Annotated in this window: 14 protein-coding genes; 10 read left to right on the top strand and 4 right to left on the bottom strand. The window is 73.1% G+C overall.

The window, feature by feature from the left end; all coding sequences use genetic code 11:
• Positions 1-79 precede the first annotated feature (79 nt).
• The 8 genes from ACZ60W_RS25480 (at position 80) to ACZ60W_RS25445 (ending at position 11,372) form a co-directional block, all read left to right on the top strand.
• On the top strand, positions 80-1,297 hold the full coding sequence (locus ACZ60W_RS25480; protein WP_469757685.1) for an amidohydrolase family protein: 1,218 nt from the start codon (positions 80-82) through the stop codon (positions 1,295-1,297).
• A gap of 644 nt (positions 1,298-1,941) precedes the next feature.
• Positions 1,942-2,964: a hypothetical protein gene (locus ACZ60W_RS25475; RefSeq protein WP_469757684.1), complete on the top strand. Its 1,023-nt coding sequence runs from the start codon at positions 1,942-1,944 to the stop codon at positions 2,962-2,964.
• A 202-nt stretch (positions 2,965-3,166) separates the two neighbouring features.
• The gene (locus ACZ60W_RS25470) at positions 3,167-4,087 is read left to right on the top strand and encodes an LLM class F420-dependent oxidoreductase (RefSeq protein ID WP_469757683.1); all 921 of its coding nucleotides are present in this window, start codon (positions 3,167-3,169) and stop codon (positions 4,085-4,087) included.
• A 14-nt stretch (positions 4,088-4,101) separates the two neighbouring features.
• Complete coding sequence (locus ACZ60W_RS25465) at positions 4,102-4,863, top strand: SDR family NAD(P)-dependent oxidoreductase (RefSeq protein ID WP_469757682.1); 762 nt, start codon at positions 4,102-4,104, stop codon at positions 4,861-4,863.
• Between the two features lie 112 nt (positions 4,864-4,975).
• On the top strand, positions 4,976-6,100 hold the full coding sequence (locus tag ACZ60W_RS25460; RefSeq protein WP_469757681.1) for an LLM class flavin-dependent oxidoreductase: 1,125 nt from the start codon (positions 4,976-4,978) through the stop codon (positions 6,098-6,100).
• Between the two features lie 251 nt (positions 6,101-6,351).
• Positions 6,352-8,091, top strand: a complete 1,740-nt coding sequence (locus tag ACZ60W_RS25455; protein WP_469757680.1) for an N-acyl-D-amino-acid deacylase family protein — start codon at positions 6,352-6,354, stop codon at positions 8,089-8,091.
• The gene (locus tag ACZ60W_RS25450; protein WP_469757679.1) at positions 8,088-9,545 is read left to right on the top strand and encodes an aldehyde dehydrogenase family protein; all 1,458 of its coding nucleotides are present in this window, start codon (positions 8,088-8,090) and stop codon (positions 9,543-9,545) included. The genes ACZ60W_RS25455 and ACZ60W_RS25450 overlap by 4 nt, the downstream gene beginning before the upstream one ends.
• A gap of 261 nt (positions 9,546-9,806) precedes the next feature.
• The gene (locus tag ACZ60W_RS25445) at positions 9,807-11,372 is read left to right on the top strand and encodes an APC family permease (protein ID WP_469757678.1); all 1,566 of its coding nucleotides are present in this window, start codon (positions 9,807-9,809) and stop codon (positions 11,370-11,372) included.
• 86 nt (positions 11,373-11,458) lie between these two features.
• On the opposite strand, the gene ACZ60W_RS25440 is transcribed toward ACZ60W_RS25445, so the two are convergent.
• Positions 11,459-11,674 carry a hypothetical protein gene (locus ACZ60W_RS25440; RefSeq protein ID WP_469757677.1) on the bottom strand — a complete coding sequence of 72 codons (216 nt, stop codon included), beginning with the start codon at positions 11,672-11,674 and terminating at the stop codon, positions 11,459-11,461.
• A 73-nt stretch (positions 11,675-11,747) separates the two neighbouring features.
• Positions 11,748-12,206 carry a carboxymuconolactone decarboxylase family protein gene (locus tag ACZ60W_RS25435; protein ID WP_469757676.1) on the bottom strand — a complete coding sequence of 153 codons (459 nt, stop codon included), beginning with the start codon at positions 12,204-12,206 and terminating at the stop codon, positions 11,748-11,750.
• Positions 12,207-12,229: 23 nt separating this feature from the next.
• Between ACZ60W_RS25435 and ACZ60W_RS25430 the strand changes: the two genes are divergently transcribed.
• Positions 12,230-12,730 (top strand): GNAT family N-acetyltransferase, encoded by a 501-nt coding sequence (locus ACZ60W_RS25430; RefSeq protein ID WP_469757675.1) that lies wholly within the window; start codon positions 12,230-12,232, stop codon positions 12,728-12,730.
• On the opposite strand, the gene ACZ60W_RS25425 is transcribed toward ACZ60W_RS25430, so the two are convergent.
• Together ACZ60W_RS25425 and ACZ60W_RS25420 are read right to left on the bottom strand one after the other, a co-directional pair.
• Positions 12,696-13,166 (bottom strand): carboxymuconolactone decarboxylase family protein, encoded by a 471-nt coding sequence (locus tag ACZ60W_RS25425; protein ID WP_469757674.1) that lies wholly within the window; start codon positions 13,164-13,166, stop codon positions 12,696-12,698. The two genes, ACZ60W_RS25430 and ACZ60W_RS25425, sit on opposite strands and share 35 nt — an antisense overlap.
• A 123-nt stretch (positions 13,167-13,289) precedes the next feature.
• Complete coding sequence (locus ACZ60W_RS25420) at positions 13,290-14,036, bottom strand: GNAT family N-acetyltransferase (RefSeq protein WP_469757673.1); 747 nt, start codon at positions 14,034-14,036, stop codon at positions 13,290-13,292.
• A 235-nt stretch (positions 14,037-14,271) separates the two neighbouring features.
• Here ACZ60W_RS25420 and ACZ60W_RS25415 point away from each other — a divergent pair, with 235 nt between their 5' ends.
• The gene (locus ACZ60W_RS25415; RefSeq protein ID WP_469757672.1) at positions 14,272-15,102 is read left to right on the top strand and encodes an LLM class F420-dependent oxidoreductase; all 831 of its coding nucleotides are present in this window, start codon (positions 14,272-14,274) and stop codon (positions 15,100-15,102) included.
• The last annotated feature ends 26 nt before the right edge of the window (positions 15,103-15,128 follow it).

Raw genomic sequence — 15,128 nt, 5'->3', positions numbered from 1 at the left:
GGCCGCAGTGCGGCCGCCGGGCGAGCCGGGGCCGCCCCAATAGCTGACGGACCGTCAGATCACCGCTACCGTGAAGGGCATGGAGACCTTCCCGAAGATCATCTCGGTGGACGACCACACCGTGGAGCCCCCGCACGTCTGGCGGGACCGGCTCCCGTCCCGGTACCGCGACACCGGCCCCCGGATCGTCCGCGCCCCGCTGAAGGAGATGACGTTCCTGGGCGGCCGGTTCGCCCCCGTCATGGGGGCGAAGGGCGACGACGGGCCCGTCGGCGACTGGTGGGTGTACGAGGACCTGCACCGGCCCCTCACCCGGCTCGACACCGCCGTCGGATACGACCGCGACGAGATACGGCTCGAAGTCATCACCTACGAGCAGATGCGGCCCGGCTCCCACTCCGTGCCGGACCGGCTCGCCGACATGGACGTCAACCACGTCCAGTCCGCGCTCTGCTTCCCGACCTTCCCCCGCTTCTGCGGGCAGACCTTCACCGAGGCGTCCGACCGCGAGCTCGGCCTGCTGTGCGTCCGCGCCTACAACGACTGGATGGTCGACGAGTGGTGCGGCCCCGAGGCGGACGGCCGGCTGATCCCGCTCACCCTCATCCCGCTCTGGGACCCCGAGCTCGCCGCCGCCGAGGTGCGGCGCAACGCCGCGCGCGGCGTCCGGGCCGTCGCCTTCTCGGAGATCCCGCCCCACCTCGGCCTGCCCTCGGTCCACACCGACCACTGGGACCCGTTCCTCCGGGCGTGCGACGAGACCGGGACGGTCATCGCCATGCACATCGGCTCCTCCAGCCGCATGCCGTCCACCTCGGCGGACGCCCCGCCGGCGGTCGGCTCCACCATCACCTTCGCGAACTGCTGCTTCTCGATGGTCGACTGGCTGATGAGCGGCAAGTTCGAGCGCTTCCCGAACCTCCGGATCATGTACGCGGAGGGCCAGATCGGCTGGATCCCGTACATCCTGGAGCGCGCCGACGTCGTCTGGGAGGAGAACCGGGGCTGGGGCGGGGTCGCCGAGAAGGTCCTGCGCCCACCGTCCGAGCTGTTCGCCGGCCACGTCTTCGGCTGCTTCTTCGACGACGCCTTCGGCCTGCGCAACCTCGACGCCATCGGCGCCGCCAACGTCCTCTACGAGACCGACTACCCCCACTCCGACTCCACCTGGCCCAAGTCCCGCGAGGTCGGCGAGGCCCAGATGGGCCACCTCGCCCCGGACGTCGTCGAGCGGATCGTCCGCGGCAACGCCATCGACCTGCTGGGCCTGACACCCGAAGGGCTGTGGCGTCCCTAGGGCGACTTCCGGGCGGTCCCGCCCGGTCCGCGACCACGGCCGGGCTCCCCCCTGCGGCGGGGGAGCCCGGCCGTTCCGTCGCCCGGATGGCCCAGTGCGAGGCTCCCCTGATGGCGGAGGGTGATCCAGTGCGCGCAAATGGTAATCAAGTGTGCGCTTCTTGCACATCACGAGACAGCCAGTGGGCGTCCTCCGGGGCGGCCACGAACGGAGCCTGTGACATGACCCCCCACCCCCTCCCGCACCTTCACTCCGCGGACGACGACATGGAACCCGACGGCATAGAACCGACCGCAGAGCCCCGAACGGCTCCGACCCGCGAGCCGGTTGTCTCCCCGCCCCCGACGCGCGACGCACCTCCCCTCCCCGACCGGCCGACGGCGTTCCCGCCGGAACCGAAGTCCCTCGCGGGGAAGGCGTTCCCGACGGAGCCGAAGCCCCCGGCCGGCACAGTCTCCGCGGCCGCACCGGCGTCCCCGGCCGGCACGGCCTCCGCGGCCGCACCGACGTCCCCGGCCGCCGTGGCGGCGGCGGTCCGGCCCGTGACCGGGTCGCCGTCCGCCCCGGCAGCACACCTCGCCGGAAGCGCGCCCACTGCCTCCGGGGTCACCACCCCGGCGGCCCCGAAGGCGGCGGAAGCCCCCATGGCGACGGCGGCGCCCAAGGCGACGGAGGCCCCGGAGACGACGCAGGCCCCCAAGGCGACGCAGGCCCCGCAGGCGGCAGAGGCGTCGGACGCCGGGCCGTCCCTTCCCGGTGACGAGGAGTCCGGCGACGAGGCGGTCCACACGCTCCTGCGGACCGCGGCGACCGAGCGGCCGGTGGAGGAGGTCGCCGCCCTGGTGGCCCGCCTCCAGGAGAGCGGCGAGCTCGCCAGCCCCGCCGACGTGGCGCTCCGCGCGGCGGCCGTCAGCCGTCCGCTGGACGAGGTGCGCCAGCTGCTCGCGCTGCTGAACGCGTCCGGATACGACCTCCACGAGGCCGAGACCACGCTGCGCGCCGCGGCGGTGGGCCGGCCGATCGAGGACGTGGTCCGGCTGGTCGGCATCCTCGGTGCCGACGGCGGTGACCAGAGGCCCGCCGGGGGCGGGGGTGCCGGGGCACGGCGGAACGCCGCCCCCGGGACACCGGGGCACGCGGGCGTCGGAGGGGCGGCCGCCCCGGCCGCGACCGCCGCGACCACCACGAAGAAGGCGGGCCGGGAGGCCGCCAAGGGGAGGAGGTCCGCCCTGGACGGCGCCCTGGCGGCGAGCCCCAGCCATGTCGCCTCTCCCGCGCTGGGGTCGGTGCTGCGCTGGCCCGCCGCGCTGGCGCTGTTCGCCTGCGGCCTGATCCATCTGCCGACCGATCTCGCGGGCCTGCGCTCGGGCGGCGACGCCCAGGCGCTCTCCGTGGTCGTCACGGTGCTCTGCATGGCGTGCGCGGTCTGGCTCGCGGCCCGGGACACCCTGATCGCCTGGGCCGCCGCGGCGGGGACCGCCGTCTTCGTCATCGCGGTCCACGGAGTCGCGGGCGCGCGCACCGTCGAGCTGCTGAGCGACAGCCTCGGCACCACGTTCGCCTGGGCGAAGGCGCTGGCGCTCCTGAGCGCCGTGGGCGTCGTCTGCCTGGCCGCCTCGGCGCTGGTGCGCCACGCGAGGGCGTCCGGCGCGGCCGACGGCGCCTGACGGCGCTCCCGGCGCCCCGGGAATCCAGGACGGACATCCGCCCCCGCCCGGGCAGCTCCCGCTGCCCGGGCGGGGGCGCCGTCGTGTCCCCGGGGCCTCCCACCCCTTGCCTGATGGGGCGTCAGGTACGAGCATGGCCCTGCGCGCTTAATTGACGGTGCGTCAGATCAGGGTCGTGTGCCCGGGTTCGAGGGGGTTCTCCGTGGTGGTCTACGGGATGCAGCTGCCGGTCCAGTCGCAGAGCGTGATCTACGCCGAGCCCTGGGAGGCGGGCGCCGGGCCCGCCGATCTCCTCGCCGTCGCCCGCGCCGCCGAGGACCACGGATTCGACTACCTCGCGAGCTGTGACCACGTCGCCATCCCGAGGCGGCTCGCCGGGGCCATGAGCACCGTCTGGTACGACCCGGTCGCCACGCTCTCCTACCTCGCCGCCGCCACCGAACGGGTCCGGCTGCTCTCGCACGTCGCGGTCGTCGGGCTGCGCCACCCGCTGGTCACGGCCAAGGCGTACGCCACGCTCGACCACCTCTCCGGCGGCCGGCTGGTCCTCGGGGTCGGCGCCGGGCACGTCCAGGAGGAGTTCGAGGCGCTCGGCGTCGACTTCGCCCGCCGGGGCGCCGTGCTCGACGAGACCGTCGACGCGCTGCGGGCGGCGCTCGGACCGGAGGAGTACCCCGAGCACCTGGGGGAGCGGTTCGCCTTCAAGGACCTGGGGCAGCTGCCCCGGCCCGCGCAGGAGCGCGTCCCGCTCTGGGTGGGCGGCTCCTCGCCGGCCGCCGTGCGCCGGGCCGCGCTCAGGGGCGACGGCTGGCTGCCGCAGGGCGACCCGCGCGACCGGCTCGCCGAGCAGATCCGAAAGCTGCTGCGGCTGCGGGCCGAGGCCGGGGTCGGCGCGCCCTTCACCGTCGGCGCGATCGCCGAGCCGCTCTACGTCGGCACGCCCGGCTGGTCCGTCGGGCGGCGCACCCTGACCGGCCCGCCGGAGGAGCTCGCCGCCTCCCTGCGGGCGTACGGGGAGATGGGCGTGCACCAGATCCAGGTCCGGTTCCGGTCCCGGAGCCGCAGCGAGCTGATCGACCAGATGGCGGCCTTCGGCACGGAGGTCGCCCCCCATCTGAACTGAGGAGCGTGGCAGGCATGGGCAAGCTCGACGGGCGGGTCGTCCTCGTCACCGGCGCGGCGCGCGGACAGGGCGAGCAGGAGGCCCGGCTCTTCGCCGCGGAGGGGGCGCGGGTCGTCCTCGGCGACGTCCTCGACGACGCCGGCGAGGCGCTCGCCAAGGAGCTGGGCGAGGACCGGGCGGCCTACGTCCATCTGGACGTGACCCGGGAGGAGGAGTGGACGGCTGCGGTCGCCGTCGCCACGGGACGGTTCGGGAAGATCGACGGACTGGTGAACAACGCCGGCATCCTCCGCTTCAACGAACTGCTCTCCACCCCGCTGGAGGAGTTCCAGGCGATCGTGTCGGTCAACCAGACCGGCTGCTTCCTCGGCATCCGCACCGTCGCGCCGGAGATCGCGGCGGCCGGCGGCGGGACCATCGTCAACACCGCCTCGTACACCGGGCTGACCGGCATGGCCGGCGTCGGGGCGTACGCGGCCTCCAAGCACGCCGTCCTCGGCCTCACCCGGGTCGCCGCCCTGGAGCTGGCCGCACGGAACATCCGGGTGAACGCGGTCTGCCCGGGGGCGATCGACACCGCGATGAGCAACCCGGAGGGCGTGGACCCGGCGGCCACGGCCGCGCTCTACCGCACGCTCGTGCCGCTCGGACGGATCGGGCGCCCGGAGGAGGTCGCGGCCCTGGCGCTCTTCCTCACGGGTGAGGAGTCGGCGTACATCACCGGGCAGCCGTTCGTGATCGACGGCGGCTGGCTCGCGGGCGTGAGCCTGTTCTGACCACAGCTAGCTGACGAGTCGTCAGGTATTGACGCGTCCACCCCGCGGTGCGACAGTCGGGCACATCACAGATCTGACGGATCGTCAGAAACAATGAGGACGGTGAACCCCCTTGGAATTCGGGATCTTCGTACAGGGATACGTCGGCAAGCGCGCCGAGACCGATCCCGAAGCCGAGCACAAGGCGCTCATGGAGGAGACCGAGTACGTCATCCAGGCGGACAAGTCCGGGTTCAAGTACGCCTGGGCCTCCGAGCACCACTTCCTGGAGGAGTACTCCCACCTCTCCGCCAACGACGTCTACCTCGGCTACCTCGCCCACGCCACCGAGCGCATCCACCTCGGCTCCGGCATCTTCAACCCCCTCGCCCCGGTCAACCACCCGGTCAAGGTCGCCGAGAAGGTCGCCATGCTCGACCACCTCTCCGGCGGCCGCTTCGAGTTCGGCTCCGGCCGCGGCGCGGGCTCCCACGAGATCCTCGGGTTCATGCCGGGCATCACCGACATGAACCACACCAAGGAGCTGTGGGAGGAGACCATCGCCGAGTTCCCCAAGATGTGGCTCCAGGACGAGTACGTCGGCTTCCAGGGCAAGCACTGGTCGCTCCCGCCCCGCAAGGTGCTCCCCAAGCCGTACGGCAAGTCCCACCCCGCCATGTGGTACGCCGCCGGCTCCCCGCCCTCCTACGCCATGGCCGGCAAGAAGGGCCTCGGCGTCCTCGGCTTCAGCGTGCAGAAGGTCTCCGACATGGAGTGGGTCCTCGACTCGTACAAGACGGCCATCAAGGAGGCCAAGGCCGTCGGCGACTTCGTCAACGACAACGTCATGGTCACCTCCACCGCCATCTGTGCCGAGACCCACGACAAGGCCGTCGAGATCGCCGTCGGCGGCGGCCTCAACTACCTCCAGTCCCTGCTCTTCCGCTACCACGACACCTTCCCCCGGCCCGAAGGCGTCCCCGAGTGGCCCGAGCTCCTCCCCGAGTACTCCGCCGAGATCATCGAACTCCTCATCCAGGAGGAGCTCATGATCTGCGGCGACCCCTCCGAGGTCCTCGCCCAGTGCAAGCGCTGGGAACAGGCCGGTGCCGACCAGCTCTCCTTCGGCCTCCCCATCGGCGTCTCCTACGAGGACACGATGACCTCCATCCGCCTCATCGGCGAACACGTCATCCCCAAGATCGACACCGACCCCGTCCACCGCACCACCCGCTTCCGCCAGTCCGCCGGCGACTGACCCGGGCCCCGGCCCGGACCGGCCGTTCCGCCCAGGACGAGCCGGCACCGCGGGTTCGCAGGAGATGAGCGCGGGGGGTGTCTTCCCGGACCACCGCCCCGTAGGCCCCGGCCGGAGGCCGTTCCGCGGCGGCCCCGGTCCGGGGCACACCCGCGTCCAGGGACGGCCGGACGGCCGGGCAGCCGGGCAGGCGGACGGCCGGGCGGACGGACAGCCGGGCAGCCGGACAGTACGGACAGAGAGGGACCGTGATGCTCGACCATCTGATCAAGGGCGCCACCGTCGTGGACGGCACCGGCGCCCCCGCCTTCACGGCCGACGTGGGGATCCGGGACGGACGGATCGCCGTCGTCGCGGAGCCGGGCGCGGTGGGGGAGGAGGCGCGGACGTCCGAGGACGCGACGGGTCTCGTCCTGGCCCCCGGTTTCGTGGATCCGCACACGCACTACGACGCCCAGCTGTTCTGGGACCCGTACGCGACGCCGTCGATGAACCACGGCGTGACCACGGTCGCCGGCGGCAACTGCGGCTTCACGCTCGCGCCGCTGCATCCGGACCGGCCGGAGGACGCCGACTACACCCGCCGCATGATGTCGAAGGTGGAGGGCATGGCGCTGGCGGCCCTGGAGGAGGGCGTCGACTGGAGCTGGTCGTCCTTCGCGGAGTACCTGGACGCGCTGGAGGGCCGGATCGCGGTCAACGCGGGTTTCATGGTCGGTCACTGCGCCCTGCGCCGGTACGTGATGGGGGCGGACGCGGTGGGCGGGCAGCCGTCGCCGGAGCAGCTGGACCGGATGGTCGCACTCCTGAAGGAGGCGATGGAGGCGGGGGCCTGGGGGCTGTCCACCACGCAGTCCTCGACGCACTCGGACGGCGACGGCGCTCCGGTGGCGTCCCGGCACGCGGGGCCCGAGGAGCTGATCGCGCTGTCGCGGGCGGTCGGCGAGCACGAGGGCACCCAGCTGGAGGCCATCCTGGCGGGCTGCCTCGACCAGTTCTCCGACGCCGAGATCGACCTCTTCGTGGAGATGACCGCCGCCGCGGGCCGGCCCCTCAACTGGAACGTCCTCACCATCGACGCGGCCGTCCCCGAGCGGGTCCCGCGCCAGCTGACCGCCTCCGAACGGGCCCGGAAGTCGGGCGGGCGGATCGTGGCCCTCACGATGCCGATCCTCACCCCGATGAACATGTCCCTCGGCACCTTCTGCGCGCTCAACCTCATCCCCGGCTGGGGCGAGGTGCTGGCCCTGCCGGTCCCGGAGCGGATCGCGAGGCTCCGTGACCCCGAGGTGCGGGCGGAGATGCTGCGGCGCGCCGGGTCGAAGGAGGCGGGGGTGTTCCGGCGGCTGGCGGACTTCGGCCGGTACGTCGTCGGCGACACGTACAGCCGGGAGAACCGGGGCCTGACCGGCCGGGTGGTGCGGGACATCGCCGCCGAGCGCGGCCAGGACGCCTTCCAGTGCCTCGTGGAGATCTGCGCCAACGACGACCTGAGGACCGTGCTGTGGCCGATGCCCCGTGACAACGACCCGGCCTCCTGGGCGCTGCGCCGGGAGACGTGGGACCACGAGGACGTCCTGCTGGGCGGTTCGGACGCGGGCGCGCACCTGGACCGGATGTGCGGCGCCCCTTACACGACCCGTTTCCTGGGCGACTGCCTGCGCGGCCGGAAGCTGGTCCCGCTGGAGCGCGCGGTGCGGATGCTCAGTGACGATCCGGCGCGTCTCTTCGGGCTGCGCGAGCGCGGCCGGATCGAGGAGGGCTTCCACGCGGACCTGGTCCTGTTCGACCCGGAGCGGATCGACGCGGGCCCGGCGACCCTCGTGCACGACCTGCCGGGGGACAGTCCGCGGCTGGACTCGCGCGCGGTGGGGATCGTGTCGGTGCGGGTCAACGGCGTGGAGACGGTGCGGGACGACGAGGTGACCGGCGCGGTCCCGGGGAAGGTGCTGCGCTCCGGCCGTGACACGAGGACGGTGGCGACGCGATGACGCGCACGGAGAGGCTCTTCGTCGGCGGCGAGTGGGTGGAGCCGGCCGGTGGGTACTACGAGGTGATCGACCCGGCCACGGAGGAGGTCGTCGGCCTCGCGCCGGAGGCGTCCCGGGCCCAGGTGCACGAGGCGGCGGCCGCGGCCCGGGAGGCGTTCGGGTCCTGGTCGCGCACCCGGCCGGAGGAGCGGGCGGCGATCCTGGACCGGGCGGCGGACCTGATGGCCCGCGACGCCGAGGCGCACACGCTGCTGGCCCGTGCCGAGACCGGCGCCACCACGGGCACGGCCCGCGGGATGCAGGTCGCGGTCGGCGCCTCCCGCTTCCGGCGGTACGCGCGGGGGGCGATGGAGCCGGTCGAGCAGGCGCTGCCGCCGCAGATCAACGAGGCCGGGCCGATGGGACGGGCCGGGGTGTTCGGGGCGGTGGCCGTCCGGCGCCCGGTCGGCGTGGTCACCTGCATCACCTCGTACAACAACCCGTGGGCCAACCCGGCGGGCAAGATCGCCCCGGCGCTGGCGATGGGGAACACGGTCCTGGTGAAGCCGGCCCCGCAGGACCCGCTCTCGGTGTACGCGATGACGCGGGCGCTGGAGGAGGCGGGGGTCCCGGCGGGGGTGGTGAACGTCGTCACGGGCTCGGCGCGGGAGGTCGGCGAGGCGGCGGTGGACTCCCCGGACGTCGACATGGTCTCGTTCACCGGCTCCACGGCCGTGGGGCAGGCGATCGGTGAGGTGTGCGGCCGTGCGCTGAAGCGGCAGCTGATGGAGCTGGGCGGGAAGGGTGCCGCGCTGGTCTTCGACGACGCGGACCTGGACGCGGCGGTGACGGGGATCGGGACGACCTTCGCCTTCTACAGCGGGCAGATCTGCACCGCCCCGACCCGGGTGCTGGCCCAGCGCGGGGTCTACGAGCGGCTGATCGAGAAGCTGACCGGCTATCTGGCCTTCATGAAGGTGGGGGACCCGAGGGAGAAGGGGACGGTGGTCGGCCCGGTGATCTCGGCGGCCCACCGCGACCGGGTGGAGGCGTACGTCGAGCTGGGGCGGAAGGAGGGGGCCCGGGTGGTCGCGGGCGGTGAGCGTCCGGACTTCGCGAAGGGTTTCTACGTGGCCCCGACGCTCCTCGCCGACTGCACCAACGAGATGCGGGTGGTGCGGGAGGAGATCTTCGGCCCGGTCGTCGTGGTGGTCCCCTTCGACGACGAGGAGGAGGGCGTCGCGCTGGCCAACGACAGCGACTACGGCCTGATCGACTACGTCTGGTCGGGGGACGTGGCCCGTGCCTTCCGGGTGGCGGCCCGGCTGCGGGCCGGCGGGGTGGGCGTGAACACCATCGGCCGGAACATGGAGGCGCCGTTCGGCGGCTTCAAGAAGAGCGGTGTGGGGCGGGACGTGGGCTCGTACGCGCTGCACGCCTACAGCGAGCTGCAGGCGGTGGTCTGGCCCGGGTGACGGCCGCGGACCGCGCCGGGGCGCGGACGTCCGGAAAGTTTCTCGGGAAATTTTCGAATCGGACAATTGGGGCGCGGCTGCGGTTCCCGCATATCGGACACTCGCCACCGGACCTGTCGGTTGATCGGTCGTTCCGGTTGGTCGATCTTTCAATCATTGGTGAGCCTCCGGTTCCACCCCCGTAATGCAAGGCGGTGATCGATCAAGTGAGCGGAGTCCGATCCTCCGGATGTGGAAACCGCAGCATTTAACGTCGAGTTCATGACTCAGGTGGACGTGCGGCCGCAGGCCGGAGACACGGTGAGGGGACCGGGCGCCCCCGACGGCGCCCCCGGTGTACGCACCAAGGGCCTCGGGGGGAACTCCGTCGGCCTCCTCGGCAGCGCCGTCATCGGCATCTCGACCGTCGCGCCCGTCTACTGCCTGACGTCCACGCTCGGCTCCACCGCCGGCGAGGTCGGCCTGCAGATGCCGGCCGTCTTCCTGGCGGGCTTCCTCCCGATGCTGCTGGTCGCCTTCGCGTACCGGGAGCTCAACAAGGTCATGCCGGACTGCGGTACCTCCTTCACCTGGACCGTGAAGGCCTTCGGGCCGAGGATCGGCTGGATGTGCGGCTGGGGCCTGGTGATCGCGACGATCATCGTGCTGTCCAACCTGGCGGGCGTCGCCACCTCGTACTTCTGGCTCCTCGCGGGCGAGGTCAGCGGGTCGCCGTCCGTCGCGGCCCTGGACGACCACAAGGCCGTCCACATCCTCACCTGTCTGGCGCTCATCGCCGTCGCCACCGCGATCAGCTACCGCGGCATGACCGCCACCAAGGGCCTCCAGTACACCCTCGTCGGCCTCCAGCTCGTCGTCCTCGCCGTCTTCGTCGGGATGGCCCTGTCGAAGGCCGGCTCCTTCGAGACCTCGGTCGACTTCTCCTGGTCCTGGATGAACCCCTTCGCGGTGCAGTCCTTCGCGGCCTTCACCGCCGGACTCTCGCTCTCGATCTTCATGTACTGGGGCTGGGACGCCTGCATGGCGACCAACGAGGAGACCACCGGCAGCGCGAAGACCCCCGGCCGGGCCGCGCTCATCGCGATGGTCGTCCTGGTCGGCTCCTACCTCGCCACCGGCGTCGCCGCCCAGATGGTCGTCGGCTCCGGCGACCAGGGCCTCGGCCTGGCGAACCCGGAGACCTCCGACAACGTCTTCGCCGCCCTCGCCGGCCCCGTCATGGGCCCCGGCCTCGGCATCCTGCTCTTCGTCGCCGTCCTCGCCTCGGCGGCCGCGAGCCTCCAGACGACCTTCATCCCGGTCGCCCGCACGGTCCTCGCGATGTCCACGTACGAGGCGCTGCCGAAGTCCTTCACCACGGTCCACCCGGTCTTCAAGACCCCCGGCAAGGCCACGGTCGTCGCGGGCGTCGCCACCGGCGCCTTCTACACCGTGATGACCCTGGTCAGCGAGCACGTCCTGGTCGACACCATCTACGCGCTCGGCCTGATGATCTGCTTCTACTACGCCCTGACGGCCTTCGCCTGCGTCTGGTACTTCCGCGGCGAGCTGTTCCGCTCCGCCCGCGACCTCGCCTTCAAGGGCGTCCTGCCGGCCCTCGGCGGCCTCATGCTGACCGCCGTCTTCGGCAAGACGCTCTACGACATGTGGGACCCGGCCTACGGCTCCGGCTCCGCCGTCCTCGGCGTCGGCTCGGTCTTCGTGATCGGCGTCGGCCTGCTGCTCCTCGGCGTGGTGGTCATGCTGGTCATGCAGCGCAGGAGCCCGGCGTTCTTCCGGGGCGAGGTCCTGACGAAGGAGACCCCGTCGCTGGTCGTCGCCGACTGACGACGCGGACGCGGACGCGTCCCCCGAAACGCGAAGGTGGCGGGCCCGTGGGGGGTCCCGCCACCTTCGTGTTCCCGCGGTGCCGCTCAGTGGTGGCCGGGCAGCAGCCGCTCCACCGCCGCGTTGGCCGGCGGCAGGTCGGGGGCGCCGGCCGGCTTCGCCTTGGGGGTCAGGACGCCGCTCAGCGGCACGACGGACGGCAGGTTCATGCCTCCGGTGTCGGCCGTGGCGGTGCCGGCGGCGCCGATGCCGCCGGCCGCGGCGAGACAGGTCAGGGCTGCTGCGGTGAGGATCCTCTTCATGCCCGCACCAACGCGGACGCCCCCGGTCCGGTTACTGCCTCCGCCCACCGCCTCCGCCCACCGCCTCCGCCGGCTACCAGGACTGGCCGGCCGGCTGGCGGGTCGTCGCGTTGAGCCGGTTGAAGAGGTTCGTGACCCCGAGCCACGCCACGATCTGGGCGAGCTGCTGCTCGTTGTAGTGGCGCGCGGCCTCCTCCCACACCGCGTCCGGCACGGCGTCCGGACGGTCCGCCAGCCGCGTCGCGTGCTCGGCGAGGTCCAGCGCCGCCCGCTCCGCGTCGGTGAAGTAGGGGGCCTCCCGCCAGGCCGCCACGGCGTGCAGCCGCTCGGCGGTCTCGCCGTCCTTCTGCGCCTTCTGCGCCCCGCCGACCACGCAGAACCCGCAGTTGTTGATCTGGCTGGCCCGCAGGTGGATCAGGTCCAGCGTGCTGGAGGGCACGTCGCTGCCGGACTGGACGGCCTTGATCAGCTGGAAGATCGCGGGGCCGACATCGGACAGGACGACGGCGGGGTTCGGGATGCGAGCGGTCATGGGGAGCTCCTTAGGATGCGTGCATGTACGGGGAAACGAACTGGTCGCTCCGCCCGGTCCGGACGGCGGACGTGGAGGTCATCGCCGAACTGCGGGCGGAGGTGATGCGGGAGGATCTGGAGCGGCTCGGCCGCTACGACGAGCACCGGGTGCGGCAGCGGTTCCGGGACGGCTTCTCGCCCGAGCACACCTCGGTCGTCGAGGTGGACGGCGCCTTCGCCGGGTGCGTGACCGTGCGCCCGTACGAGAGCGGCGAGGGGCTGTACCTGGAGCACTTCTACCTGGCCCCCGGGGCCCAGGGACGCGGCCTCGGGACGGCGGTGCTGCGCACCCTGCTCGACCGGGCGGACGGGACGGAGGAGCCCGTCAGCCTCGTGGTCCTGCAGGGCAGCGCCGCCCGCCGGTTCTACGAACGGGAGGGCTTCGCCCTCGCGTCCGAGGACCCGGTCGACGTGCTGATGGTGCGGCCGGCGCGCGGGGGCGCGCCGGCTACACCGCCACGCCCGCGGGCTGCCGGACGGTGACGTTCAGACGGTTGAAGAGGTTGGTGATGCCGACCATCAGGACGATCGAGGCGAGCTGCTTCTCGTCGTAGTGGTCGGCGGCCGCGTCCCAGACGTCGTCCGGCACCGCGTCCGTGGCGTCCGCGAGCCGGGTCGCGGCCTCGGCCAGCGCGAGGGCCGCGCGCTCCTCGTCGGAGAAGAACGGCGCCTCGCGCCAGGCGGCGACGGCGAACAGCTTCTCGTCGCTCACGCCCGCCTTCCTGGCGCTCTTCGCGCCGAAGTCGACGCAGAAGCCGCAGTTGTTGATCTGGCTGGCCCGCAGGTGCACGAGCTCCAGCGTCGACTCCTCCACGCCTCCCTGGCGGGCGGCCTTCACCAGGTTCATGATCGCCGGCGCGGCGTCGGGAAGGACGTAGGCGGGGTTCGTCATGCGGGCCTTGGGCTCGTGCAGCGCCATGGTGATCGCTCCTCAGCGTCTCGCGTTCTTCGCTTTCACTGCACTGACGGAGCGGACGGGGACGATGTGACAGCTCGCGCGAACTTTTTCCGAGGAATTTTTCGGACCGCGCCTGACCTGCGGTTACGCCTCCTCAGGCTCGGCGATGAGGGCCGTCGCGACCGTCCGGAAGCCCAGCCGGCCGTACAGCCGGGCCACGTCCGCGTCCGAGGCCGACAGGAACACCAGCTCCACCCCCCGGGCCCGGGCGTCCGCGGCCAGGGCCGCCGTCACCGCCAGACCGAGGCCCCTCCGCCGGGCCGCGGGCACGGTACCGACGCCCACGACCTCCGACACCGCCCCGACCGGCTGGTGCTGGCCGGCCGAGAGGGCCCGGTCGCCGTCGAGGGCCGCGGCGAGCCGGGTCAGTCCCGCGTCGATCCGCTCCGCGACCCGCTCCGCCGTACCCGGCGGCGGGTCCATGCCGAAGGCGGCGAACGGGGCGGCGACGGCCGTCTCCAGCGCGGGGTCGTCCGCGCCCACCATCCGCACGGTCACGCCGTCCGGCTCCGGCACCGCGAGCCCGCCGCCCTCCAGGACCATCAGCGGATGCTCGTGGACGGTGAGCCCGCTCGCCTCCACGGCCGCCCGCAGCCCCGGCGTCGTCTCCGCCACCCACTCGAACGCCTCGGGCGCCCCCAGCTCCCGCTGGCGCGCCCGTACGGCCTCCACCGCCTCCACGTCCACCGCGCCCTCGTGTCCGAGGGCCGGGCGCGCGTAGTACGGCCAGCCCCGGCCCTCCTGGACGAAGAGGGTCAGCGGCCCGAACTCCTCGGCGCGCGCGGAGGAACGGGGGACGGCGTCGTAGTACGTCTCGATTCGCTTCAGCACCCGGCCACGGTAGGGGGAGGCCGGGGGCGGCGCAGGCGGTTTTCGGGACCCCGGCACCACGCACGGCGGAGCCCGCGTCACACGCCGCCGCCACCGCGCCGGGTCCGGGGCGCACCGCCGGCCGGGCGGCCCGGCGGTGCGGCGGCCGGGCGGCGTGTCCCGGGCCCGGCGCGCTCCTGACGGTCCGTCCGTCCCGCCTCTCGGAAATCGCGCCCCCACGCCCTACCGTGCCCCTATGCGGATCTCGACCACGATCTTCCTGACCGACGAGACCATCACCCCGGTACGGCTGGCGCGCGAGCTCGAAGAGCGCGGGTTCGCCGGGCTCTACCTTCCCGAGCACACCCACATCCCCGTCGAGCGGACCACGCCCTGGCCGGCCGGCGGGGAACTGCCCCGGGAGTACGGCCGCACCCTCGACCCCTTCGTCGCCCTCGGCCAGGCCGCCGCCGTCACCGAACGGCTCGGACTCGGCACCGGCGTCACCCTGCTCGCCCAGCACGACCCCATCGCGCTCGCCAAGCAGATCGCCACCCTCGACCACCTCTCCGGCGGCCGTCTCACCCTCGGCGTCGGCTACGGCTGGAACCGGGAGGAGGCCGCCGACCACGGCGTCGAGTGGTCCACCCGCCGCGCCCTCAGCAGCGACCGGCTGGAGCTGATGCGCGCCCTGTGGGCCCCCGAACCCACGGCGTACACGGGCGGGACCGGCGACTCGGTGCGGGCCTCGCACGCCTGGCCCAAGCCCGCGGGCGGCGCCCCCCGGATCCTCCTCGGCGGCGCCGCCGGCCCCCGGCTCTTCGACCGGATCGCCGCGCAGACCGACGGCTGGATGCCGATCGGCGGCCACGGCCTCGGCGAGTCCCTGCCCGTCCTGCGCGAGGTCTGGGAGCGGGCCGGCCGCGACCCCAAGTCCCTCCAGCTCGTCCCGTACGCCGTCCTCCCCAGCCCCGGCAAGCTCGCGCACTACGCGGAGCTCGGCTGCGAGGAGGTCGTTCTCCAGCTCCCGCCGGGCGACGAGACCGAGGTCCTGGGCGTCCTGGACGCCTACGCGCGCTACCTGTGAGCGCGGGCGGGGAGACCTTCCTGCGG

The organism is Streptomyces sp. NPDC104202 (genome assembly GCF_055584185.1).
This window is presented reverse-complemented; position numbering and strand designations above follow the sequence as displayed.

Bases quoted from the DNA above. Each gene is read 5' to 3' on its own strand.
- ACZ60W_RS25480 (WP_469757685.1), top strand. From the start codon at position 80: ATGGAGACCTTCCCGAAGATCATCTCGGTGGACGACCACACCGTGGAG.
- ACZ60W_RS25475 (WP_469757684.1), top strand. From the start codon at position 1,942: ATGGCGACGGCGGCGCCCAAGGCGACGGAGGCCCCGGAGACGACGCAG.
- ACZ60W_RS25465 (WP_469757682.1), top strand. From the start codon at position 4,102: ATGGGCAAGCTCGACGGGCGGGTCGTCCTCGTCACCGGCGCGGCGCGC.
- ACZ60W_RS25455 (WP_469757680.1), top strand. From the start codon at position 6,352: ATGCTCGACCATCTGATCAAGGGCGCCACCGTCGTGGACGGCACCGGC.
- ACZ60W_RS25450 (WP_469757679.1), top strand. From the start codon at position 8,088: ATGACGCGCACGGAGAGGCTCTTCGTCGGCGGCGAGTGGGTGGAGCCG.
- ACZ60W_RS25445 (WP_469757678.1), top strand. From the start codon at position 9,807: ATGACTCAGGTGGACGTGCGGCCGCAGGCCGGAGACACGGTGAGGGGA.
- ACZ60W_RS25440 (WP_469757677.1), bottom strand. From the start codon at position 11,674: ATGAAGAGGATCCTCACCGCAGCAGCCCTGACCTGTCTCGCCGCGGCC.
- ACZ60W_RS25435 (WP_469757676.1), bottom strand. From the start codon at position 12,206: ATGACCGCTCGCATCCCGAACCCCGCCGTCGTCCTGTCCGATGTCGGC.
- ACZ60W_RS25430 (WP_469757675.1), top strand. From the start codon at position 12,230: ATGTACGGGGAAACGAACTGGTCGCTCCGCCCGGTCCGGACGGCGGAC.
- ACZ60W_RS25425 (WP_469757674.1), bottom strand. From the start codon at position 13,166: ATGGCGCTGCACGAGCCCAAGGCCCGCATGACGAACCCCGCCTACGTC.
- ACZ60W_RS25415 (WP_469757672.1), top strand. From the start codon at position 14,272: ATGCGGATCTCGACCACGATCTTCCTGACCGACGAGACCATCACCCCG.